This window comes from Amycolatopsis sp. M39 (assembly GCF_001651785.1).
GTDB lineage: Bacteria > Actinomycetota > Actinomycetes > Mycobacteriales > Pseudonocardiaceae > Amycolatopsis > Amycolatopsis rubida.
The window spans coordinates 164,985-187,587 of record NZ_LWSF01000016.1; the positions used below are offsets into that span (position 1 = coordinate 164,985).

General features: G+C 68.2%; 18 protein-coding genes. 13 read left to right on the forward strand and 5 right to left on the reverse strand.

The annotated features are described in order from the left end of the window. Positions 1-1,536, reverse strand: coding sequence for a S8 family serine peptidase (locus A4R44_RS28705; protein ID WP_067587480.1), 1,536 nt, complete (start codon positions 1,534-1,536; stop codon positions 1-3). Between the two features lie 223 nt (positions 1,537-1,759). Here A4R44_RS28705 and A4R44_RS28710 point away from each other — a divergent pair, with 223 nt between their 5' ends. Continuing rightward, complete coding sequence (locus tag A4R44_RS28710; RefSeq protein ID WP_232791821.1) at positions 1,760-4,657, forward strand: AAA family ATPase; 2,898 nt, start codon at positions 1,760-1,762, stop codon at positions 4,655-4,657. A gap of 663 nt (positions 4,658-5,320) precedes the next feature. Here A4R44_RS28710 and A4R44_RS28720 read toward each other — a convergent pair. Further along, positions 5,321-5,917 carry a hypothetical protein gene (locus A4R44_RS28720; protein ID WP_157905017.1) on the reverse strand — a complete coding sequence of 199 codons (597 nt, stop codon included), beginning with the start codon at positions 5,915-5,917 and terminating at the stop codon, positions 5,321-5,323. A 713-nt stretch (positions 5,918-6,630) separates the two neighbouring features. Here A4R44_RS28720 and A4R44_RS28725 point away from each other — a divergent pair. From A4R44_RS28725 to A4R44_RS28740, 4 genes are all read left to right on the forward strand, one after another. Then, positions 6,631-7,614, forward strand: a complete 984-nt coding sequence (locus A4R44_RS28725; protein WP_067587488.1) for a S1 family peptidase — start codon at positions 6,631-6,633, stop codon at positions 7,612-7,614. 744 nt (positions 7,615-8,358) lie between these two features. After that, positions 8,359-8,721 carry a nuclear transport factor 2 family protein gene (locus tag A4R44_RS28730; RefSeq protein ID WP_232791822.1) on the forward strand — a complete coding sequence of 121 codons (363 nt, stop codon included), beginning with the start codon at positions 8,359-8,361 and terminating at the stop codon, positions 8,719-8,721. 25 nt (positions 8,722-8,746) lie between these two features. Beyond that, positions 8,747-9,715: a quinone oxidoreductase gene (locus A4R44_RS28735; protein ID WP_067587491.1), complete on the forward strand. Its 969-nt coding sequence runs from the start codon at positions 8,747-8,749 to the stop codon at positions 9,713-9,715. Next, positions 9,712-10,542, forward strand: coding sequence for an aldo/keto reductase (locus tag A4R44_RS28740; RefSeq protein WP_067587494.1), 831 nt, complete (start codon positions 9,712-9,714; stop codon positions 10,540-10,542). Before A4R44_RS28735 ends, A4R44_RS28740 begins: the two co-directional genes overlap by 4 nt. 60 nt (positions 10,543-10,602) lie before the next feature. On the opposite strand, the gene A4R44_RS28745 is transcribed toward A4R44_RS28740, so the two are convergent. Then, on the reverse strand, positions 10,603-11,610 hold the full coding sequence (locus A4R44_RS28745) for an alpha/beta hydrolase (RefSeq protein WP_067587496.1): 1,008 nt from the start codon (positions 11,608-11,610) through the stop codon (positions 10,603-10,605). Positions 11,611-11,812: 202 nt separating this feature from the next. Between A4R44_RS28745 and A4R44_RS28750 the strand changes: the two genes are divergently transcribed. The 7 genes from A4R44_RS28750 (at position 11,813) to A4R44_RS28785 (ending at position 18,463) form a co-directional block, all read left to right on the forward strand. Continuing rightward, positions 11,813-13,033, forward strand: coding sequence for a cytochrome P450 (locus A4R44_RS28750; RefSeq protein ID WP_067587499.1), 1,221 nt, complete (start codon positions 11,813-11,815; stop codon positions 13,031-13,033). Between the two features lie 5 nt (positions 13,034-13,038). Beyond that, positions 13,039-13,716 carry a TetR/AcrR family transcriptional regulator gene (locus A4R44_RS28755; protein WP_095213689.1) on the forward strand — a complete coding sequence of 226 codons (678 nt, stop codon included), beginning with the start codon at positions 13,039-13,041 and terminating at the stop codon, positions 13,714-13,716. Next, a complete protein-coding gene (locus A4R44_RS28760) occupies positions 13,713-13,913 on the forward strand; it encodes a ferredoxin (protein WP_067587505.1) in 201 nt (66 codons plus the stop codon). The genes A4R44_RS28755 and A4R44_RS28760 overlap by 4 nt, the downstream gene beginning before the upstream one ends. A gap of 1,108 nt (positions 13,914-15,021) precedes the next feature. Next, positions 15,022-15,789 carry an IclR family transcriptional regulator gene (locus A4R44_RS28770; RefSeq protein ID WP_157905018.1) on the forward strand — a complete coding sequence of 256 codons (768 nt, stop codon included), beginning with the start codon at positions 15,022-15,024 and terminating at the stop codon, positions 15,787-15,789. Positions 15,790-15,832: 43 nt separating this feature from the next. Further along, positions 15,833-17,485, forward strand: a complete 1,653-nt coding sequence (locus tag A4R44_RS48340) for a hypothetical protein (protein ID WP_067587516.1) — start codon at positions 15,833-15,835, stop codon at positions 17,483-17,485. Between the two features lie 37 nt (positions 17,486-17,522). After that, positions 17,523-17,783 (forward strand): NifU family protein, encoded by a 261-nt coding sequence (locus A4R44_RS48345; protein WP_157905019.1) that lies wholly within the window; start codon positions 17,523-17,525, stop codon positions 17,781-17,783. 152 nt (positions 17,784-17,935) lie between these two features. Beyond that, positions 17,936-18,463, forward strand: coding sequence for a nitroreductase family protein (locus A4R44_RS28785; protein ID WP_067587522.1), 528 nt, complete (start codon positions 17,936-17,938; stop codon positions 18,461-18,463). Positions 18,464-18,487: 24 nt separating this feature from the next. Here the strand turns inward: A4R44_RS28785 and A4R44_RS28790 are convergent, their stop codons facing one another. Beyond that, positions 18,488-19,840, reverse strand: coding sequence for an MFS transporter (locus A4R44_RS28790; RefSeq protein WP_095213662.1), 1,353 nt, complete (start codon positions 19,838-19,840; stop codon positions 18,488-18,490). Between the two features lie 403 nt (positions 19,841-20,243). Here A4R44_RS28790 and A4R44_RS28795 point away from each other — a divergent pair, with 403 nt between their 5' ends. Continuing rightward, positions 20,244-21,599 carry an MFS transporter gene (locus A4R44_RS28795; RefSeq protein WP_095213663.1) on the forward strand — a complete coding sequence of 452 codons (1,356 nt, stop codon included), beginning with the start codon at positions 20,244-20,246 and terminating at the stop codon, positions 21,597-21,599. Positions 21,600-21,602: 3 nt separating this feature from the next. On the opposite strand, the gene A4R44_RS50900 is transcribed toward A4R44_RS28795, so the two are convergent. Further along, the gene (locus A4R44_RS50900) at positions 21,603-22,361 is read right to left on the reverse strand and encodes an IclR family transcriptional regulator (protein ID WP_067587525.1); all 759 of its coding nucleotides are present in this window, start codon (positions 22,359-22,361) and stop codon (positions 21,603-21,605) included. Positions 22,362-22,603 lie beyond the last annotated feature (242 nt).

A 22,603-nucleotide genomic window follows, 5' to 3' on the forward strand; every position in this document is an offset into this window, starting at 1 on the left:
TCAGAAGGTGATCGAGAATCCCTCGATCGAACCGGTGTCGAACCGGTTGACGTCCTTGACGCTCAGCTTCCACGTTCCGTTCGCCGCTTCCGCGGAGGCGTCCACGGTGTAGGTGGTGTGCACGCCGGCCGCCTCGCCGATCCCGCCGGACTTGCGCAGCGAGTACACCTTTCCGCTCGGGCCGACGAGGTCTGCCGCGAGGTCCGCGGTGTAGGTGTGGGCGATGTCCACCTTCACCGGGAGGGTCGCCGAGGCCTTGCCGTCGCAGCTGTCCTGGGTCACCGAACTGGTCACCGCGGCGCCGGCGTCCGGAATGGCCACCGGCGTGGTGTTCGACTTGACGCCGCACTTCGGGGCGGGCCCGGTGCCGCCGATGAAGGAGACATTCAGCAGTTTGTTCGGCGAACCGCTGCCCGCGTTCTTGATCACGCCGCCGACCGCGCCGGACACCAGGGCGTCTTGCGTCTGCTGCGCGGTGGCGCCCGGGTTGGCGGCGAGGTAGAGCGCTGCCGCGCCGGTGACGTGCGGCGTGGCCATCGACGTCCCGCTCATGTTCGCGGTGCTGCCGCTGGACAGCCCGAGGGACGTGATGTTGTTGCCGGGCGCGAAAATGTCGGTGCAGGAACCGTAGTTCGAGAACGACGCCCGGTTGTCGTTCTCGTCGGAGGCGTTCACCGTGATCGCCTCCGGCACGCGGGCCGGGCTGGTGCCGCACGCGTCGGTCGAGGAGTTCCCGGCGGCGACGGAGTAGACCACGCCGGAAGCGATGGACTTCTTGATCGCGTCGTCGCCGACCCCGACCTGGTCCATGGTCAGGCTCATGTTCGCCACGGCGGGCTTGGCCGCGTTCGCGGTGACCCACTCGATCGCGTCCACCGCCGCGGAGTCCGGGCCGTTGCCGGAACAGTCGTTGCCGAGCACCTTGAGCGCGACGATCTTCGCCTTCTTCGCCACGCCGTAGGTCTTGCTGCCGATCGTGCCCGCGGTGTGCGAACCGTGCCCGTTGCAGTCGATGCCGTCGCCGCCGACGAAGTCCTTGCCGACGCTCGCGCGGCCCTCGTACTCCGGGTTGTCCGGCTTGATCCCGGTGTCGAGGTCGTAGGCGGTGACGCCTTCGCCGGTGTTGGGGTAGGCGTACGCGTGGTCGAGCGGCAGGTTTTTCTGGTCGATCCGGTCGAGGCCCCAGGTCGGGTTCTGCTGGCTGCCGGCGATCCTGGCGGTGCCGTCCTCGTAGACGGTGCGCACGGCCGGATCGGCGGCGAGCCGGCGCGCCTGCCGGTCGGTCATCCCGCGCACGGAGAACCCGCGGAGCGCGACCGAGTAAGTCGAGCGGACTTCGCCGCCGTAACGCTGCGTGAGCGAAGCCGCCGAGGATTGCCCGCCGTAAGCGTCCTTGAGCGCCACGATGTATTGGTCGCCATAGTGGTGTTTCGCCGCTACCACGGTGCCTTCGGCCGCCTGTGCCACGCCCGCCGTGCCCAGCGCCGCCGCGCCGAACACGGCGAGCGCCAAAGCCGTCGTTGCCTTTCCGCGCATCTGGAACTCACCCCGAAACTTCTCGATTTCCTGTGACGGAGAGCCACAGAGCCACCACTCTTCGGCTGCCCGCCCGGTCCGAACAAGCGAGGCTGCGGTCCGTAGGACTACGTAACTATTGGCCCGCGGCCGCCGGTCCTACGAAAGTCCGGTAACCGGCCGTGCGGGTTCCGTGCGCACGCGGCGCGACCTAAACTCCGTTCACACGAGAAGGATGGTTTGGGTGCTGTGCCGCTTTTTCCGGGATCGGGAGGCCATGGTGCGCGACGACGCCGCGGCGGGCGCCACCGTGCTCGTCGGCCGGGCCGAGGAACTGCGCTCGCTGGTCGCGGCCAGCACCCGGCCGCCGTCGGTCGTGCTGGTCGAGGGCGAGGCGGGCGTCGGAAAGACCCGGCTGGTCACGGAATTGCTCCGGCACCGCGAGCTGACCGGGCGCCGGGTCCTCGCCGGGGGCGGGCAGGCGATGCGCGAGCCGTTCCCGCACGGCGCGGTGCTCGAAGCGCTGCGCGACGCCGACCGGTACCTGCCCGACGCGCGACCGCTCAACGGCGTCACCGGTGCGCTCCGCCCGTACCTGCCCGAACTCGGCGCGCACCTTCCCCCGGCCCCGGCCTCGCTGGGCGATCGCCGAGCCGACCAGCACCGGCTCTTCCGCGCGGTCCGCGAAGTCCTCGACGCGCTCGGACCGGTGCTGCTGGTGGTCGAAGACCTGCACTGGTGCGACGACGGGTCGCGCCGGCTGCTGCGGTTTCTCCTGGCCGAGCCGCCGAGGGACACGAGCCTGCTTCTGACCTGCCGCAGAGCGGAGGCCCCGGGCGGCGTCCCGCTCGGCAGCGCCTTCCGGCCCGCGGCCGGCGTGACGAATCTGGTGCTGGAACTGCGTCCCCTCGACGCCGAACAGACTCGGCTGCTCGCCGGCGAACTGCTCGGCGGCAGCGTGTCCGCCGAGTTCGCCGCGTTGGTGCACGAGCGCACCGCCGGCATTCCGTTCGTCATCGAGGAAACCGTGCGCACGCTGGACGCGCAGTCCGCCGCGCACGCCGACCGCATGACCGCGCGCCGTGTCCTCGACAGCGTCGCTGTGCCCGCGCGGCTCCGCGAAGCCGCGCTCGAACAGCTTTCCGGTCTTCCGGCACCCGCGAGACGGATCACCGAGACCGCCGCAGTATTCGGCGCGCCCGCATCCGCGCAACTCCTCGGCGCGGTGGCGGGGCTGCCGCCACCGCGGGCCAGACAAGCGCTCGTACTCGCGCTCGAACGGCACGCACTGGTCGAACTGGCGGATTTCCACTACGGCTTCCGGCACACGCTCGCGCGACAGGCGGTGTACGACGCCATCCCCGGCCCCCATCGGCAAGAACTGCACCGGCGCGCGGTTTCCGTGCTCTGCCGACAGAATCCCGTGCCGCTGGCGCGATTGGCCCAGCACAGCCGAAAGGCAGGCGCGGTAGCCGACGCGCGGCGCTACGGAGAGGCCGCCGCGGACGCCGCGACCTCGGCCGGCGATCTCTCGACCGCGACCGAACTGCTCTGCACCCTGCTGTCGGAACCGGGACTCGATTCCTCCGATGTGGACCGGATGGCGGTGAAGCTGAGCGAGCTGGCGAACTACGGCACCGCCCAGCACGAGGTGGCGGGCGCGCTGGAACGGCTGCTGTCCGACGACCGGCTGTCCCGCACGCACCGCGGGCAGATCCGGCTCAGCCGCGGGCTGCTGCTGATCCGCCAGGCCGGCGGCATCGAGGCGGCCCGCACCCAGATCGAGCTCGCCGTGCACGAGCTCGGCCACCGGCCCGATCTCGCCGGCCGCGGCATAGCGGTGCTGGGCCAGCCGTGGTTCGGGGCCACCCCGGTCGCCGAGCACCTGCGCTGGCTCGCCCGGGTGGACGAGGTCGTCGCGAACACGACCGATCGCACCCTCGTGCTGACCCTCCTGGCGAACTGCCTCCCGTCCCGGCTCCAGATCGGCGACCCCGGCGCGCTGGCGGCGATGGACGCCGTCCCGACCGCGGTCTCGTCGGCCGAACAGCAACGCCAGCTGGCCCGGTTGCACGCCAACGTCGCCGACGCGTGTGCGTGGATCGGCCACCACCGGCGCGCGGGCAGCATGGTGCGCAGCGCGATCGAACTCGCCTCGAACTGCGGCGCGCCGTACCTGATCGGCATCGCACGCTCCACCGGCGTCCACACCGACTGGCTCACCGGCCGCTGGAACGGGCTCGACGAGAAGGCCCGCTCGCTGCTGGCCGAATACCGGCAACTGCTGCCGATGAGCGGCGAGCTTTCCCTGGTGCTGGGACTGCTGGCGACCGCGAGGGGGGAATGGGACCGGGCCACCGCCCATTTCGCCGCGGTCGGCCCCGACGAACCGGAGAACGCGGTGACCCCCGTGGTGCTCGCCGCGCACGCCGGAATCGCGGGCATGCTGCTGTCGCACTCCGACGACGAGGCTGCCGTGGCCCGCGCGGACCTCGGGCTGGAACTGTTGCGCGCCAAAGGAGCCTGGTCCTGGTCCGGCGAGCTGCTGCCGGTCGCCGTCGAGTCGTACTGCCGCATCGGCCGCATCGGAGCCGCCGCCGCGCTGGTCGCCGAGGCCGTACAGAAGATCCGCGACCTCGACGCACCGCTGGCGGCCGTCTCGCTGCTCTTTTGCCACGGCGTCCTTTCCGCGCATCGTCACGACCACGCGCGCGCAGCGAAGTTCTTCCGCGAAGCAAGCGACGGCTACGACCGGCTGCCCGCCCCGTATCCGGCTGCTTTGGCCAGAGAACAGCTCGCGCGCAGCAAGCTGACGATGGGCGAACCGGGGGCCGCCGAGGCTTTCCCGGCCCTGGCAGAGGAATTCGCCCGCCTAGGCGCTACCCGGGCCGCCGCCCGCTGCCGCCACACCCACCGCGCGACTGGAGCCATAACCCCGTCTCGGCGCGGCAGACGGGGTTATGGCAACGAACTGTCACCGCGCGAGCAGGACGTCGCGCGGCTTCTGGCGGACGGGCATACGAATCGGGAGATCGCCGAGGTGCTGTTCCTTTCCCGCCGTACGGTGGAGCAGCATGTTGCCAGCGTGCTGCGGAAACTCAAGCTCACCTCGCGCGGGGAGCTGGCTGCTGCCGTCCGGTGAATCGCCAGACGCGACGACCGGCGGGCCCCGGTCGGGGCCGCGAAGTGCTCCACGCCCGGTTCTCGCTGATCAAGTGCGGTCAGTCCGCGCGCCGGGTGTCCCCGTGCTCGGGGAGCTTGCGGCATAGTGCGAAACCGTCGTCGTGCCCAGTCCCAGGTGCTGCCAGTTCGGCACCACGAGGCTCTTGGCCCGCGGTTCGACCCGAAACAGAAAACCGGCCGTCGAGCTGTTCAGGTATCGCTCCGTTCGACACCCCGGCACCGCTCTGGCCGCGGCCCAGGGCCGGTGATGACGTGCGGTGCCGGCGGTTCGCGACAACGGTCTCCCGGCGTCGTTTCTCGGGTGTCGTTCGGCAGCATCGTGGTTCCCCGATACAAGTGCGCGGATCATCGCGGAAGCGAAGTGTTGTGGCCAGGCCGGAGCAACCCTGACCACAACACGCCAGCAAACGGCCGTCGCTCGGTGCCGGCGTCGGCGGAAGCTCGAACTTGCCGCAGCCGGGGATGAACGGGGTGCGCGTCGGACGCGTTGAGGTCGTAGGACAGCCAGACCGTGCCGTACGGGCAGTCGCTGATCGAGTTGATCGCCAGGCCCCGGCGCCCGGGACCGCGGCGGCCGCCGCTATCCGGAAGAACCGGCGCGGCGGGCGGCGTCATGGGCGGGCTATTTCGGCGTGTAGCACTGGATCCCGGTCTTCCAGTTGCCGTCCTGGGTGGGGGTGGCTCGGCCGCCGGTGCAGAAGCGGTCGCCGGAGCCGAGGCCGGCGACCGCGGAGTTCATCGCCGAGTCGATGGTGGTGCCCGCGCCGAGGTAAGGCCAGAGCAGGTACTGGTCGACGTCGATCTTGGGCACGTAGCACCTGATGGACATCATGAAGCCGCCGTCGACGGTGATCGAGTCGCCGAACGCGGAGCACATCGTGGTGCCGGGCCCGCCGGACTTGCGGGCGATCTCGAGTGCGGCGGCTTCCGCGGAGTCCGCGGTGTTGCCGCTGGCTCCGAAGCTCCAGTAGAGCATGTTCTGGGTGCTGAACGTGGGGATCTGGCACGACATGCCTGCCTCGTAGCCGAATCCGATCGGGGTTCCTCCGGCGGAGACGCCAGCGCAGCGGGTTCCGCCGTATGTCGCCTTCAACGCTTGGACGGCCGCCACCGCCTTGTCCACGGTCGAGCCGTACGCCCGGTAGACCCAGTTCATCGTGTCCGCGGCCGAAGCGGCCGTCACTCCGGTCAGTGTCGTGGTCGCGACCATAGCCGCCACGGCACACCATCTCGTTGTCCGGCGCACCAGCGCTGTCCTTTCTCAAGCCCTGTCGAACATGACAAGGGCAGGGTCGCCGACTCCCGGCCGCGTCCGCCACGGCAGAAATGCCTGCGGCAGCAGGGCCCGAACGGCCCAGTGCGCTCCGCCGCCTGCGCCGAAGCTCGTCCTGGCAGGGCGAACTCGCCGTGATGGTGGCTCCAGGACTTCGCGGGCGGCGATTTCGCCGCTGATTTCTGTCGCATCGACGCTTTCGATATTCGGGTTCGGAGCGCGACGGGTGCTCCGGCAGCGTCGACGGGTAGTTCCGGGCCTTCGGCGACGGTGGTGTCGTGCTCGGCGACACCGCTGCCGGACACGGAAGCGTTCGTCCCAAGTGGACACACGCCCAGCCCGGCCGGCCGGGCTGGGCGCGCCGCGTCCGGCACCGCCGCTGCGCCGTCCGGGTGCGGGATTGCGACAAACGTGAACCTACCTTCGTCGGTGTCGCCCTTGCCCGAATCTGTTCGAGAATCACGAACCTGAGGTTGATCACGTTCCGTTTCGACGACGAGACGGCCCGGACCGCCGATGGCCGCGGTCCGGTCACCCGACGCCCCAGGGAGGGGATGCCTCCGCAGCTAGCCGAGCCCGGCACCGGATCCGGAGGCCCGGATGCGGACTCCCCATCCGGTGCACGTCCTTTCTCTCCCGTTCCGCGCAGGAGGAAACACATGCGATCGACACGTTTCAGGCTGAGCGCTCTCGCCGTCGGCTCGTTCGGCGCGCTGGCCCTCGCCATGACCACCGTGCCCGCCGCGTCCGCGGCGGCGACACCGGCCGCGGTCATGAACAGCCTCGGTTCCGCCACCGGCGGGCACTACCTCGACGACAGTGGCGCTTCGGTCGTCACCGTGCTGAACAACGCCGACGCGGCCAAGGTGCGCGCTTCCGGCCTGAACGCGAGGGTGGTGAAGTACAGCCTGGGCCAGCTCGGCTCGGTGAAACAGCAGCTGGACGCCACCGGCGGTGTGCCCAGCGCCGGCTGGGGCCTCGATCTCGCCCGCAACCAGGTCGTCGTCGACGTCTACGACGCCACCCCGAAGGCGGAGAAGGACGCGCTGCTGGAGACCGCCCGCCAGCACGGCGACATGGTCCGCGTCGAACACCATCCCGGCGCCATGTCGTTGTTCATCAAGGGCGGCGACCAGATCAGCAACGGCCAAGCGTCCTGTTCCAACGGGTTCAACGTGGAGAAGGACGGCAAGAAGCTGCTCCTTTCCGCCGGCCACTGCGAGAAACTCGGCGGCGGCGGTCCGTGGAATGACGGCAAGACCGTCGACGCGGTGTTCCCCGACGAAGACAACATGCTCGTGGAGAACGCTTCGGGCGAGGGACCGAGCGAGATCAACGACGGCACCAAGATCACCGAGTTCGCCGACGCGACGGTGGGCGAGCAGATGAAGCGCGCCGGGATCACCTCCGGCGTGACGTCGGGCAAGGTCACCAAGGTCGACTACACCTTCGAAGCGGAGGGCTACACGGTCTACCACGAGTTCTGCACGACCGCGCACTCCGACCACGGAGACTCCGGCGGTCCGGCCTACGACGGGGGCAAGGGCCTCGGCACCCTCTCCGGCGGAGACACCCAGACCTCGTGCTTCTTCCCGGCCACGCTGTCGGCGAAGAGGTACGGCGTGACGCTGCCCAAGTCCTGACCCTCGGGCGCTGTCGGGAGGGGCCGGAGCAGGTCCCTCCCGGCGGCCGCACTCGTGTGTCGTGACAAGGAAGGCCAGTGCCGTCGCCTGGATACCTGATGCGGTCCCGCGCGATCGGCAGCCGTCGAACCGGGCGAGCGCTTCGATTTCGAGTGCCGGGGCACCGGATTCGAGAACCGCGCGTGCTTCCCGCCATGCGGCGTATGCGGCTTCGGGGGCCACGAAGCCCGGCTGGTCCCGGGCGCAGACGGCGAGGAAGACTTCTGCGGAGTTCCGCTGCTTGATCGCCTCCTCGGCTCGTGACACGCGCCGCGTGCGGTCGTCGAATTCCGGCTTGCCACGAAGAGGACACGGCCGGCGGCTCGACGTTCCTCGCCCTCGGCTCGCTTCGCTGCTGGGTTGCGACGTTCACCGCGAACTCGGCGGCTCGGGTCTGGGCCTTCGCCGCATCGCTCGGCTTCTTCGACGATTTTCGCCGCCGTACGTTCTTGAGCGGCCAAACACGAGGCGCGCCGCTCGTCCAGTGCGCGCTTGCGTCCGACCCGCTTGCCCAGTCCTTCCTTCTGCCCGACCAGCTCGGCAGTGAGGCCGGTCAGTGCGCGAGATGGCGCGCCCGAGGCCGAGCGGTTTCTCGGTCGTCGGGGCGGTTCTCTCGCGGCGGCGGTTCATTCCGTGACCTACCCGACGGCTTCCGCCGTCGTTCTGGACTTGCAGGTCCAAAATTGGATTTCTATCCTCGCTGAGGTGCCGTCCGAAACGGGCGGATGCCAGGAACTCTTGCCGAGACAGGAGAAGTTCGCCATGGGTCCGGCCGGCAATGACAAGCTGGGCCGGGAATTCGCCGAGACTCTTTCGAAGAAAGACGCCGGGGCGCTCGCGCCGTTCCTCGCCGAGGACGTCGTTTTCGCCGCTTGCGGTGACGAGCCGGTGCGCGGGCGGGACGCGGTCGTCGCGGTGATCGCGGAGCAGGTCCACGGGCTGGCGCCGCCCGGCGGGAAGCTCGCGCCGATTCGCACCATGGCTGGCTGCGAACTGTCCGGCGGCAAGATCGCTGCGTGGCGGGACTACCCGGACCCGGCCTACGCCGCGACCCTGCTCCAGGCCTGACCGAAAACTCACGAGGGACGAGGAAATGCACGCAGTAGCAGTGGAAGAATACGGCGGGCCGGAAGTATTGCGGTACCGCGAGTGGCCCGATCCGGAACCGGCCGCCGGGGAAGTGCTGGTGGACGTCGAGTTCGCCGGGGTCAATTTCATGGACACCGGGTCCCGGGCGGGGTTCGGCCTCGCCGGGCAGCCCCCGCTGATTCCCGGGGTCGAAGGGGCGGGCCGGATTTCCGCACTGGGCGAGGGGGTGACGGATTTCGCGGCCGGCGACCGGGTGGCCTGGGTCGGCGTCTACGGCAGCTACGCCGAGCGGGTGGCGGTTCCCGCGGCGCGGGCGGTGCCGGTGCCGGACGACATCCCGAGCGAGGTCGCGGCCGCGACGATGATGCAAGGCCTCACCGCGCACCACTTCGTCACCGAGTCCGCGCCGCTGGCGGCGGGCGAGATCGCGCTGGTGCACTCGGCCGCGGGCGGGGTCGGGCGCACCGTGACGCAGCTGCTGAAACTGCGCGGGGCGCGGGTGATCGGCCTGGTGTCGCGGGAGGAGAAAACCGCCGCGGCGAAGGAGGCCGGCGCGGACGACGTGCTGGTGTCCTCCGGCGGCGACTTCGTCGAGCGCGTCCTGGACCTGACCGGCGGCGAAGGCGTGCACGCGGTCTTCGACGGCGGCGGTTCGGCGACGTTCCAGTCCTCGCTGGAGGTGCTGCGCCGGTCGGGGACGCTGGTCTACTTCGGGCCGCTCAACGGCGACATCCCGACCGTGCGGATGCTCGATCTGCCCAAGAGCGTCAAGCTCACCTACGCGGTGTACGCCGATCACATCGCGACGCGGGAGTTGCTGCTGCGGCACACCGCCGACCTGTTCGGGAAGATCCGCGAGGGGCAGCTGCGCGTCGACGTGAGCCGCCGCTACCCGTTGCGGGACGCGGAACAGGCGCACCGCGACATCGAATCGCGGCGCACGTCGGGCAAACTGCTGCTCGCCGCGCGATGAAACTGTCCGACGGGACGGACATCCCGCAGCTCGGCCTCGGCGTGCTGTTCGTCCCGGACGGCGAAACCGCGCAGGTCGTCGGCGCCGCGCTGGAACTGGGCTACCGGCACGTCGACACCGCGCAGCTCTATCACAACGAAGCCGGGGTGGGCCGGGCGCTGGCCCGCTCCGGCCTCGCGCGGGACGAGCTGTACGTGACGACGAAACTGCACAACGGCTTTCACGAACCGGCCAAAGCGAAGGCGTCCCTGGCGGAGTCGCTGGAGAAACTCGGCCTCGACCGGGTGGACCTGTTCCTCGTCCACTGGCCGCTGCCGACCCTCTGCGGCGGGGATTACGTCTCGACCTGGCAGGCGCTGATCGAACTGCGCGAGGAGGGGCTGACGACCTCGATCGGGGTGTCGAACTTCCAGCCCGCGCACCTCGACCGGATCGTCGCGGAAACCGCGGTCGCGCCGGTGGTGAACCAGATCGAGGTCCATCCCTATTTCGCCAACGAGACCGTGCGCGCGGCGACCCGCCGGCACGGGGCGCTCGTGGAGGGCTGGTCGCCGCTCGCGCGCGGCGCCGTGCTGACCGATCCCGCGGTCGCCTCGATCGCCCGCGAGCGCGGCCGGACGCCGTCGCAGGTGGTGCTTCGCTGGCATCTGGACCGCGGCGACGTGGTGTTCCCGAAATCGGCGAACCGCGCCCGGCTGGCGGAAAACCTGGCCGCGACGGAGTTCACGCTGTCCCCGGCCGAGCGCGCGCGACTGGACGCGCTGGACCGCGGGGAAGCGGGGCGGACCGGCCCGCACCCGGACACCCTCGACGTGATTCCCGGCTGAACCCCGCACAGCCCCCGGACAGGCGAGCCCTCGCCTGTCCGGGGCGGCTGCGCGGACGCTTCAGAACCGGTCGACGTCCCGGATCGCCTGCGCGAACTCGGCGGGCGCCTCCTGCGGCACGTTGTGGCCGATGCCGTTGAGCACCCGGTGGTCGTACCTGCCGGAGAACTTCGCCCGGTACGCCGCGCCGTTCGCCGCCGCGCCGTCGAAATCGCTGGCCAGCGTGATCGTCGGCGGGGTCAGCACCGGGCCGGCGAAGAGCTTCTCCTCCAGCTTGCCGTACTGCGGTTCGCCGTCGGCCAGCCCGAGCCGCCAGCGGTAGTTGTGCACGACGATCGCCACGTGGTCGGGGTTCGCGAAGGACTGGGCCGTGCGCTGATAGGCGGCGTCGTCGAAGTGCCAGGCCGGCGAGACGGTTTTCCAGATCAGCCGGTTGAACTCGTCGCGGTTGCGCGTGTACCCGAGCACGCCGCGCTCGGTGGCGAAGTAGTACTGGTACCACCAGCCGAGTTCGGCCGCGGGCGGCAGCGGCTGCTGCTGTGCTTTGACATTCGTGATGAGGTACCCGCTCACGAGCACCTGTGCCTTCACCCGCTCCGGCCACAGCGCGGCGAGCACGGCGACGGTGCGCGAACCCCAGTCGAACCCGCCGAACACCGCTCTCGGGATCTTCAGCGCATCCATCAACGCGATGATGTCCGAGGCCACGGCCGACTGCTGTCCATTGCGGACGGTGCCGCCGGAGAGAAACGCCGTAGTCCCGTAGCCGCGCAGGTAAGGCACGATCACGCGATAGCCGTCCTTGGCGAGGGCGGGCGCCACGTCCACGTAGCTGTGGATGTCGTAGGGCCAGCCGTGGAGCAGGATGACCACCGGCCCGTCCGCCGGACCGGCTTCGGCGTACCCGATGTTCAGCACGCCGGCCCGCACCTGCTTGAGCGGGCCGAACGATGTGTGCCCGCCAGCGGGAACCGCCGGCGCCGCCGCGGTCCGCGCTGAACACGCGGCAAGCGAGGCCGTCGCCACCCCCGCGGCGACTGCCTGCGAAAACATTCTCCTGCTGATCATCGGGAACACTCCTGAACCGGGTCGAATCTGTGCTTCGACCGTACGGAGCGGCCCCCGGCGCGTGCGCCCGTCGGATGACGGAACCGGTGTAGGTCATCGGTGCGCGGGCCGCCGAAGACCTCGCCATTAAGTCAGGCGATTGACTTAATCTCGCGGGTTGGCCATGATCGCCGGGGTTGCCGGTTGCGAGCAGGAGGTTGGGATGCCCGAAAGCGACGTGGAGCAGGTGCCGCGGTTTCCGTTCGAGCAGCCGGGGGCGTTGGCGCCGCCTGCGGAGTGGGCCGAGCTGCGGGCGGGGTGTCCGGTCGCGCGGGTCGCGTTGGCGAGCGGGGACGAGGCGGCGTTGATCACCCGCTACGCCGATGTGAAAACCGTGCTCTCGGATCGCCGGTTCACGCGTCCGACCCCGGCCGACGACGCGGCGCGGGTCGCGGACACGGAGAGCGGCGGGGTGTTCAACAGCGAGATGGCGACGGTGATCCCGCAGCACGGCGCGGCGCATCTGAACTGGCGGCGGATGATCGGGAAGTGGTTCACCGCGAAGCGGATGAACGCGCTGCGGCCGGGGATCGCGGCGATGGCGGAGCAGCTTGTCGGGGAGATGGTCGCGAAGGGCGGTCCGGCGGATCTCAAGGCGGGGCTGGCGTTTCCGCTGCCGGTGTGGGTCATCTGCGACATGCTCGGCGTCCCGGACGCCGATCGCGACCGGTTCGCGCACTGGTCGGACGTCATGCTCAGCATGACTCGCTACACGCAAGAGGAATTCGACGCCGCGCAGGCGGATTTCGGGCGGTACATGGGTGCCCACATCGCCGAGAAACGCGCGGAGCCGGGAGAGGATCTGCTCAGCGCGCTGATCACGGACACCGATGCGGACGGCGAGCACTGGTCCGACGCGCTGCTGACCGCAACCGGGATCGGGCTGCTGATCGCGGGGCACGAGACGACGGCGAACATGATCGCGAAGATGGTCGCGATGCTGCTGGCCGACCGCACCCGCTGGGAGGAACTGCTCGCCGACCCGTCGCTGGTGCGCACCGCGGTGGAGGAAACGCTGCGGCTGGACGCCAACGCGGGCGTGGGCATGTCCCGCTATCTCACCGAGGATTTCGAGGTCGCCGGAACAGTGCTGCCCGGCGGCACGACCGCGATGTGCAGCATGGCCGCGGCCAACCGCGACGACACCGCCTTCGCGGCCGCGTCGGACATGGACCTGCGGCGCAGCCCGAACCCGCACTTGGCGTTCGGCGCCGGCGCGCACGCCTGTCTGGGCCAGCCGTTGGCCCGCACCGAACTCCAGGTCGCGCTCGAAGTGCTGCTGCGGATGCTGCCGTCGCTGGAACTCGCCGTTCCGGCGGCCGAATTGCGGCGGATCGAAGGGCTTGCCGTGGGCGGGCTGCGGGAACTGCCCGTGCGATGGTGATCCCCATGAACGATCTCGACAAGCCGTTGCGCGCGGAGCGGGCGCACGCGACGCGGGAGTTGATCCTGACCGCGGCGGAGCGGCTTTTCGCCGAGCACGGGATTCTCGCCGTGTCCAACCGTCAGGTCAGCGAAGCCGCGGGACAGGGCAACAACACCGCCGTCGGCTACCACTTCGGCACCAAAGCCGACCTGGTCCGCGCGATCGCCCGCAAACACTCGGCCGCGATCGAAGAGCGTCGGCAGCGGAGGTTGGCCGAGATCGGCGAGAGCGCGGAGTTGCGGGACTGGCTGGACTGTCTCGTGCGTCCGCTGGCCGAGCATCTGGCCGCGCTGGGCAGCCCGACCTGGTACGCCCGGTTCGCCGAACAGGCCATGGCGGATCCGACGCTCCGGCCGATCGTCATCGACGAGTCCCTGTCCTCGCCGTCGCTGGCCCGGATCGTGGAGGGCCTGCAGCAGCGGTTGCCCGACCTCCCCGCCGAAGCGGCCGCCGAACGCAGCGACATGACCCGCACCCTGCTGGTCCACCTGACCGCCGAACGCGAACGCGCGCTCGCCGAGAACGCCCCCACCCCGCGCTCCGGCTGGAACGAAGCCGCCACCGGCCTGATCGACGCCCTGATCGGGCTGTGGCAGGCACCGGTCACCGCTTCGCCGAAGAAAAGGAACGAACGCCGATGAAAGTCACTGTGGACGAGGAAAGGTGCTGCGGCGCGGGCACGTGTGTGCTGCTCGCGCCGGACGTGTTCGACCAGCGCGAGGACGACGGCATCGTGCTCCTGCTCGACGAGCATCCCGGCGAGGAACTGCACGCGACCGTCCGCGAAGCCGCCACTGTCTGCCCAGGGGCCGCGATCTCGTTGGAAGACAACTCGTAAGCTGCGCTGTCGGTGCTGATATTGGATGTAGCTGGCGGGCATTGGTGACAAGAGGCATCTGCCTACGCAACGCGGGTGCAGCTCGACGCTGAGGAACCACTGAACGACAACGTTGTCCGGATGGTGATGGAGGCGCGGGAGGCGGAGTTGTCCGGCGGCGAGAGCTAGAGGAATTGTTCCAGCTGACCGTTGGGGTGCCGGTGCCACCCCAGCCCGTTCGCGTCTCGGAACCTGACGGTGACCTCAGAGTTGCTGGCAAGCGTCTTGATCGGGTCGTCGGAATCGGCCAGTGCGCTTTTGAGCTCTTGCTCCCACTCGGTTAGACCTCGCTCGTCTGCGTCGAGCACGGCTCGTACAAGGCCCCGAAGCCATCCATATCTTCTTGCTGTGGGACGTCCTGGCGCATGCGTGGGAACCGATCGACTCGGCGCTGTCGCACGACGAGACGGCTTGCTTTCTGCTTGTTGTGGAGTTGCCCAACCGGGCGCTGCGGAGGCACGGCCGGTGCCGGCTGTCTCTTCGGCGGGTGCTGAGCCAGGCATCGGGCGGATGGGGTGCCAGTGCTGGAAACGACGTTGCCAGAGGGCGAGTTGACAGCTGAGCAGCGGATGTGGCTGCATTACGAGCAGCAGGTGGCGGCGGGTGCTCCGGCGGTGGAGGACTGCGGGTCGTCTCGAGGCCGCTGCGGCAGCGCCGCCGACGGAGGGCACTTCCGGCCGAGCGGTGAGCGGCGCATCGTGACCGGTTGCGCGCGGATTCATCGAAACACGCCCCGGCTACAGTCGCTTGACGGGGTGTTCTCAGATCGCTCGGTACCCCGCGAAAGCGCTCTTCGGGGTTCGCCATGCCGGATGCCGTTCAGTTATGCGAACTTGGCGTTCAGCATGACCAGGCGAATGCCTGGCGACGTCGCATCCAATCGGTCTTGTCCGTCTCGTTTCCCGAGGTCAGCGGCTTGACATGCTCCGAGACTGCTCATAATCTGTACAAGCTTACGTACATGCGTACGTAAATATGGATGAGTTGAAGATGGCGACTCATCCGTCCTCGATGACGAGGAAGTGGGCGAGTGCACGTGTCGAAGGGGAGCAGGCCGGGTGGGTTGCTAGTGCCGGAAGATGCCGATATCTGCGGTTCTTCGCCCGAACATCGCACGGTCACGCGCTTAATGCGCATGCTCGAACTGGTAGCAGACAGCGAGCCGTCCGGAATGCGGTTCATTGATCTGGCGACGGAGTTGGACCTGGCGAAGTCCTCGGCCCTCGGTTTCTTGCGCGGCTTGACGTTTTGCGGATACCTCGAGATGCGAGACGGGAAATACCACCTGGGTCCGGCCATGACGTTGTTCTCCAGGGCGAAAAACCGATTCCCGCTGGAGTACGTTCGTGCGTTGCAGGAGCTGTCGGAAGCCTGGCGCGAGACTGCGGTTCTCGCAGCCGTCAAAGGTGACTTCTTCGTGCACGTCAGCGTCGTTGAACCGAAGGAAGTCGTGCGGGTCTCTCTGCCGCTCGATCGGCGCAATCCCATGTGGCCGGCCAGCTACGGAAAAGTTTTCGTCGCCTTCATGAGTTCGGCTCGTCGCAACTCCTACCTGCGCCGTCGGCACCAGGCCGCGTCGGAGTGCAGGCGCATTCTCGACGAGGCCGAAGTGATTCGGGAAAGAAGGGTCGCGATCAACTGCGGAGAATCGCTCGCGGACGTCTATGGCATCGCCAGTCCGGTTTTGTCAGCTAGCGGCGATGCGGCGCTGGCGGTCGGCCTGACCGGACCTGCTTTTCGAATGCGCGAACGGTTGAGCGAGATGGCTGATTCGGTGCAGAACGTCGCTCGCCGGCTGTCGGAGCCGGGCGCGCTGAGCACTGCCCGGATGCGGTGAATGCAGGGTTCCTGCGAGTTGAGAACTGGGAAAGGACGGTTCAGTGAAGATTCGAACTCCCAACGTCGTCAAGCAGGGCCTCGGCAGCGGTTATGCGCTGAGGCCGGCGAGCTTGAGCGGCCTGCGGGTCGGGTTCCTGGACGGGTGGGGCAGCGCGGACGGCACTGCGATGTTCCCGGCCATGTCGCTCATCGCGGAGCGGCTCCGGAACGAGTTCGGCGTGACCGAGGTGGTGTGGCAGAAGAAACCGAGTATCTCCAAGGCGGTTCCGGACGCCCTTCTTCGGTCCTTCGCCGACCAGGTCGACGTGGTCGTGAACGGCGAAGGCCTCTGTGGCTCCTGCACTGCGGCTTCGATGCTGGACGCGATCAATCTCGAAGCACTCGGAAAGCCGACGGTGACAATTGTCGGCGACCGGTTCGAGTCGTCGGCGCGGTTCCACGCCAAAAACCTCGGCATGCCCGACCTGTATCTCTACATCGAGTCCGCGCCGGCGGAAGGCAGTGTTCAGCAGTACAGCACGTCGGACGTCGACAAGAACTGGGAGCTGGTCGAAACCGCGCTCACCGGTCAGGACCTGCCGGCCGGGAACCTGCCCGACGCCGGCAAGGAGGTCGCTCCCTCGGCGGTCGGCGAACTGGCCGAGCCAGAAGAATGGAACCGGTTGGTCGAGGCGAATGGCTGGAGCGACGGGTTGCCCGTCGCGATTCCAGCCGACCGCGCCGTTCAGGAGATCATCGACTACCTCGGGCGCGACCCGCAGGACGTCGTGGCGCTGATCCCTCCGACCTACGGGATCGCGTCGGTGGAGCAGATCGCCGTCCAATGCGCGATGGCGGGCTGCAAGCCGGAGTACGCGCCGGTCGTGCTGGCGGCGCTCGAGGCGCTCCTGGAGCCCGAGTACAACCTGCACGGAACCCTCTGCACGACTCACCCGGGCGCGCCGCAGGTGATTGTCAGCGGCCCGATCGTCGACGAGTTGGACTTCAACACTGCCAACAGCGTGCACGGAGGCTCCGGACACGCGAACGGCGCCATCGGGCGGGCGGTGCGGCTGATCGTGCGCAACATCGGCGGCACGGACCCTCGCGTCAACGACATGGATCCGATCGGTGGCGGGCACAAGTACGCGGCCTGCGTGGCCGAGCGCCGGGACAATCCGCTGGGCACGATCAACATCGACCGCGGGTTCAGCCCGGACGACAGCCTTGTGACGGTCTTCAGCTGTCCTGGGCCGTATCCGGCAGTGACCAACGGACGAGCGGAACGCATCCTGGCGTTGCTCTGCAACGGGTTCACTACTGCGACCGTCCAGATGTTCATCGCCGGCGGCCAGGCTCTCTTCACCCTGTCGATGAAGCCGGCGCGCACCCTCGCGGAAGCCGGATACACCCGCGACGACATCCGGCGCTACCTCCTCGAACACGCTTATCTGACGCCGCGCGGGTTGAAAGACGCCGGTGTCATGCAGGGGCCGTTCACTGGCATCGATCAGCTGTACTACGGCGAAAACAGCGTGCAGCACCTGCGCATCGACGTGGAGACCGCGGCGGATGACACCCGTCTTCCTCTCTTCGCGTCGATCGATGACATTCAGCTGCTGGTCACGGGCGGTGACACGCAGTTCTTCTCGGCGTTCCAGCCGGGATGGGGCGGCTTCGGAGGCAAGTTCGTTTCGAAGAAGATCCGCCGTTGACGGGATGGCTGAACAGAAACCGACCGGGAGGCCGAACGTGATCGAAACTGTCGAGGAGGCCGTCGCCAACCTGCGCTCGATGCTGCAGCTCGATGGCGCGGACCTCTCCGTCGTGGAAGCGGACGAGACATCAGCCGTCTTCGCGATCGAGCTCGAGGGCGCGAACTGCGCAGATTGTGTCCTGCCCGCGAGCATGATCCAGTCGATCCTGGAACAGCAGCTGTCGGAGACGCTTCCGCGGATCAGCAAGGTCGTCGTCCGCGACCCGCGCGAGACGGACGCAAGCACGGCAACGTAAGCATCGTCGGGAATGAAGCAGTGGGCTGACCGGTATACCGGTCAGCCCACTGCTTTGCGCGGACGGCGGTAATCTCACCTCTGCGAATTTGACGACAGTCCGGGAGCCACGAGCTGATGTTCGCCTCGGGCGGATGAAACAGGGAGCTGCTGATGGAGGTGGCCGATACCGGCGTCTCGCACCTGTCGTCGTTGCGAGCTACGCGATGGTTCACCGAAGAACCGGTGAGGGACGAGCAGTTGCATCAGGTGCTGGAGGCAGGTCGCTGGGCTGGTTCCGCGCGCAACCGGCAGCCGTGGCGGTTCGTCGTGGTCCGCAACCACGACGTGCGAGCCAGCCTTTCGCGCCTCGGGGCTTATGCCGCGCATCTCGCTTCTGCGCCGGTGGTGATCGCGATAGGCGTCGACGAGGCCGCGGGCGGGGAAGATGCCCAGTTCGACGCGGGACGCGCCGCGCAGAACATGATGCTCGCAGCCCATTCCCTGAGGCTGGGCAGCTGCCCAGTATCGTTCTTCCCGGCCGCGAACGTCGACCATGCCACCGAACTGTGCCGACTCGCGCCACCCTGGCACGTGCGGACCGCGATTTCCCTCGGGCACCCCGCGCCGACACCCGGCGGCAGATCGGCGATTCCCGTCGGACGGCTGCCGATGTCCGAGTTGGTGACCGAGATCCGCTGATCCGTGTTCGCCGGGGCCTTCGCGTCAGGTGGAGACAGTACGGGACGGCTGTGACGTGCTCTCCGCAAGAGCCTCCGGGTTCTTGATCCTGAAAGCAGCGGTGAAGATCGTGCACAGCAACATGGCGATGGCGGGAGTGAGCAGACCGGACGTGACGGTCGAGCCGCTCGAGCCCTGGCCCACCAGGTACGGGCCGACGAAACCGGCCAAGGCACCGACGGAGTTGATGGCGGCGAACGCGACGGTCGCGTGCTTCTTGGGCAGCGAATGCGTGATGATCGCCCACAGCACGGAGATGAACGGGAAGCTCACCAGCGCCGCCAGGGAAAGGCTGATCAGCGCCGGCGTCGGCTGTTCGCGGAGAAGGATGACGCCGAGGATTCCGATCGTTCCGAAGAGGGACAGCCCTGTTCCGAGGTACCGCAAGCGGCCAGGTGTGCTCCCGAGCCTGGGAAGCGTCATCAGGCCGATCATGCCGCACAGATAAGGGATCGCGGCTTCGAAGCCGATGTGCGTCGCGCTGTATGTCGGATTGATCTGCTTGATGATCAGCGGCACGAAGAGCGTGAATCCGTAGAATCCGACCGAAAAGACGAACTCGATGGCGCACAGGACGAATGTACGGCGGTTGCGGAATGCGGCGAGTTGAGCGCGAACACCGTGTCGCCGGGCTTCGGAAACCCCTTCGCCGCCGACCGCGTCGACGAGCCACGCGCGGGACGTGTCGTCGAGCCAGGTGGCATCCGCCGGCCGCTCGGGCAAGAACTTCAGGATTACCAGCCCGACTGCTACCGCGGGGATTCCCGAGAGGAAGAAGATCCAGCGCCACGGCGACTGCCCCAGCCAATGCACGTGGTCGAGGATGGTGCCGGCGGTGGCACCCCCGATGAGGTATGCCGCAGGCTGGGCGATCACCAGGTACGACAGGGGGCGAGCCCGATCCTGCGCGCGGTACCACTTCGTGATGTAGAGGACGGCGCCGGGGAAGAACCCGGCTTCCGCGAGGCCGAGCGCGAATCGTGCCACGTAGAGCCATTCGGTGCTGTGCACGAAGCCGGTGAGGACGGTGACGATGCCCCAGCTGACCATGATGCGGGCGAACCAGCGGCGCGAGCCGAAACGGGCCAGCAGGATGTTGCTCGGGACTTCGAAGATGAAGTAAGCGACGAAGAAGATCGCCGCGGCGAGCCCGTAGGACGCCGCCGTGATGCCGAGTTCCGCGCCCATGCCGAGCTGCGCGTAACCGATGTTGACCCGGTCGACGTAGGCGACGAGCGAGCCGACCAGGATGCACGGGATGATCCGCCGCGACACCTTGTTCGTGATGGCCCGTTCGGCTTCCGGCGCAAGGCGCGGGCTCGGGGGAGGCTGAGACACGGGCGGTCACCTGTTCCTCTGTCGGCGTTGAGCAGACGGAAGGTTCCTTCGTACGTAATAACGTACGTGTATTCCGTAGTGTGGATAGGCTAAGGAGCCTGCCCGCCTACTGTCAAGAATGTGGCCGACGGCGCTGTCCTGAAGCGCCGATATGGCGCGATAGTGTCGTTTGTCGCCTTGGTGCTCGCCGCTCCCGGAGTTCTGAACGAGGTCCGCTCAGGTTCGGGCAGGCGTGTGTTGACACGTCGGATCGTACTTTATAACGTACGGACGTTCGCATTCGTGTACAAGTGAAGGTGGTGGGCACCGGGTTCTCCTGGTGCTGGCGTTCACGGCTCGTCCGATACTGCCGCACTTTCGTTCTTGTGCAGAGGTGACCTGCAGCCAAGGAAGGGCAGGATCAATGTCGATCTCTGAAGGCAGGGACATAGCCGAACGTGCCGCACCGGAGGTCGGTTCGCCGGCTGACGGAGGCCGGTCGTTCCGGCGTCTCGCGTTCGCGAGCCTGGTCGGTTCCGTCATCGAGGGATACGACTTCGGCCTGTACGGCGTCGCTGCCGCGCTGGTGTTCCCGAAGGTCTTCTTCCCGTCCTTGGGAAGCGCCGCCGCGACGGTGGCCTCGCTCGGGACCTTGGGGGTCGCGTTCGTGGCCCGGCCGCTCGGCGCGATCCTGTTCGGGCACCTCGGCGACCGGATCGGCCGACGCGCCACGCTGATCGCCACGGTGCTCGGCATCGGGCTGGGCACGGCCTTCATGGGGTTGATTCCGCCGGCGGCTTCGATCGGCGTCGCGGCGCCGATTCTGATCATCCTCTTGCGGGCGGTTCAAGGGCTTGCGCTCGGCGGCGAGTGGCAGGGTGCGGCGTTGCTGGTCACTGAGCAGGCACCGAGGAACAGGCGCGGGTTTTACGCGATGTTCCCGCAACTGGGCGCCTCGATCCCGATCGCATTGTCCGCCTTGACGCTGCTGATCGTCAGCTCCGCCGTCGACCCGGACACCTTCATCGCCTGGGGATGGCGCGTGCCGTTCCTGGCGAGCGCTCCCCTGGTTGCCGTAGCGCTTTACATCCGGCTCAAAGTCGAGGAGACCGACGCTTTCGTCGCCGATCGCAACCGTGGCAAAGCCGCGTCGGTCCCGTTGTTCGAGGCGTTCAAAGAGCAGCCGGGCACGATCCTGCGCAGCGCAGGCGTCGCGTTGACGACCTTGACGCTGGTGTACGTCGCGCAATCCTTCGTGGCGAACTACGGCGTGACCCACGTGGGGCTGAGTCGCAACGAAGTCCTTGTCGCCACTATGGTTTCGGGGTTCTTCTACGCTGGGTTCACCTGCCTCAGCGCAGTGCTCTCGGACCGCATGTCCCGGCGAGTCCTGATCGGCGGGTCGCATCTCGTCGCCGTCGTGTGGGCGCTGCTGCTGTTCCCGCTGCTGAATACCGGGAGCTTCGCGGCGTACATCGTGGGATTGTGCGGTTCGATGGCGATCGCGGGGCTCGCGTACGGCGGTGTCGCGGTGTTCCTCCCAGAACAATTCCCGACGCGGTACCGCTATACCGCCTCGGGCGTCGCGTACCAGATCACCGGCTTGCTCGGCGGCGGTCTTGCCCCGGTCCTGGCCCCGGTTGTCCTTGCCTCGTCGGGCTCCGCGGCTCTCGGCTACTTGCTCGCAGGCATTTCCGTGGTGGCGGCAGCGTGCACTTTCTCGTTGAAGGACAAGGGCAAGGACAGTATGGACTGGAGCGACGCGCGCAGCGGGAGTTGACGGTCAGGGCGCAGCGGCCAAATCCGAAAGCCGTTGCGCGGTTTCGCGCACGCTGACCGCGATTTCGTCCAGCGATGCCGCCATTCTCGTTGCCGGGCCGGCAAGTCCGACGGCGAGTGTCACGTCGAGCCCGTCGGTGGTGATCGGGCTGGCGACGCCGTAGAGGTCCGGAACGGACTCGCCGCGGTTGAACGCGACGCCTGTTTCCCGAATGGTTTCCAGTTCCGCGAGGATGCGCTCTCGTTCGCCGGGCTCCGTGTGCTTGCGGCTGAGGTAGGAATCGCGGCTGCGCGGATCCATGAATGCCAGGAAGACCTTGCCGGAGCTGCCCGGCCACATCGGCCGCCGCTCATGCGTCGGCGGCGAAGCGCGAATCACCTGGTTCGCTTCGGCGATGTCGACGTTGATCACGGCGTCGCCCGCCAAGGTGGCCATGAGCGCGGTTTCGTTCCAGGTCTTCGACAAGACTTCGAGCGCGTGGTGATAGGCGGCCGGGATCGGGCTGGTGTTGAGCGCCAGTACGTACACTGCCGGTCCCTGGAAGTACCGGCCCTGGTTTTCGCGCAGGTAGCCCGCGGCGACGAGTCCTTTGGTCAGTCCGTGGATCGAGGACTTCGGCGCGTCGAGCAGGCTGGGCAGGTCGGCGAGGCGCAGGCCGGCGGGTTCGCTGGCGATGACTGCCTCGAGGATGGTCATGACCCGGCCGACCGTGCGGTGCTCCGGGCCGCGCAACACGACGTGTTCCGCGCTCTCGGCAGCCATCGGTTCGCCCCTTCCCTCGCCGGTGCGCGCAAACGAACCGCGACGCCTAAGGCGTTCACAATACCGTATAATTGTACGGGTTATCGACCAGGTGGGGGAAGTTCGAGAGCCATGGCGGGCAGAACCCGTCAGTCGTCCTGTTTCTCGACCACTGCGGTGGACAGGTCGCGCGCGGCCTCGAGGACTCCCTGGCCGACTTCTTCGAGCCGGCCTTCGAGACGGGAGGCGGGCCCAGCGATGCC